This window comes from Amycolatopsis sp. cmx-4-61, assembly GCF_046548775.1.
Lineage (GTDB): Bacteria > Actinomycetota > Actinomycetes > Mycobacteriales > Pseudonocardiaceae > Amycolatopsis.
The window spans coordinates 1-1,143 of the sequence record NZ_JAEBEI010000063.1; the positions used below are offsets into that span (position 1 = coordinate 1).

Consider the following 1,143-nt stretch of genomic DNA (forward strand, 5'->3'; position numbering starts at 1 on the left):
GGCACTAGTGTCCTGCGTCAGAAATTCGGCGACAATGTCGTGCGATCGAGTCCAGGATCTCCTCCGCGCTCTTGGTCCACAAGAACGGACGAGGATGGGTGTTCCAGTCGGCTATCCAGGCCCGAACATCCTTCTCGAGCGACTGAACACTCTTGTGAACACCACGGCGGATCATCTGGTCGGTGAGGAACCCGAACCACCGTTCGACCTGGTTGATCCACGACGACCCGGTCGGAGTGAAGTGCATGTGGAACCGCGGATGCTTGGCCAACCAGGCTCTGATCGCGGGCGTCTTGTGAGTGCCGTAGTTGTCGCAAACCAGGTGGACATCCAGCTCGGCCGGCACCGTCTTGTCGATCGTGATCAGGAATTTCTTGAACTCGGCAGCCCGGTGCTGCCGATGCAGTTCACCGATCACAGTGCCGTCGGCGACGTCGAAAGCAGCGAAGAGGCTGGTGATGCCGTTGCGGTGGTAGTCGTGGGTGCGCCGCTCCGGCATGCCCGGCATCATCGGGAGCACCGACTGGGAACGATCGAGTGCTTGGATCTGGCTCTTCTCATCAACGCAGAGCACCACCGCCCGCTCGGGTGGATGGTGATACAGGCCAACGACATCCACCACCTTGTCCACGAACAGCGGATCGGTGGACAGTTTGAACGTCTCCGCGAGATGAGGTTTGAGCCCGAAATCGCGCCAGATCCGCCCGACCGTCGACCTGCTCAGCCCCGACTTCTGCGCCATCGACGTCCGAGACCAGTGCGTGGCATTGCGCGGGGTCTGCTCCAGCGTCGTCACGATGACGTCTTCGACCTGATCCACAGTCACCGACCGCGGCCGGCCTGAGCGCGGCTCATCCACCAACGCATCCAACCGGTTCCGCACAAACCGGGACCGCCACTTGGTCACAGTCGCGGGATCCACACGCAACTTCTCCGCGACGTCCTTACGAGCCAGACCGTCCGCGCAAGCCAGCACGATCCGGCACCGCAACGCCAGCGCCTGCGACGACTTCGCCCGCCGTGCCCAGCGCTGCAACGTGTCCCGCTCGTCCTCAGTCAAAGTCAACAGGGGCATCGGCCTGCCGGTACGTGCCATCCATGCACCCTACACTTCAAGGACGGATTTATGGCGCATAACACTAG

The 1,143-nt window shown here is 62.1% G+C and carries 1 protein-coding gene; it reads right to left on the minus strand.

Features of this window, described 5'->3' with window-relative positions; genetic code table 11:
- Window positions 1-4: 4 nt before the first annotated feature.
- A complete protein-coding gene (locus ACLJOU_RS46905; protein ID WP_410575785.1) occupies window positions 5-1,096 on the minus strand; it encodes an IS630 family transposase in 1,092 nt (363 codons plus the stop codon).
- Window positions 1,097-1,143: the final 47 nt, after the last annotated feature.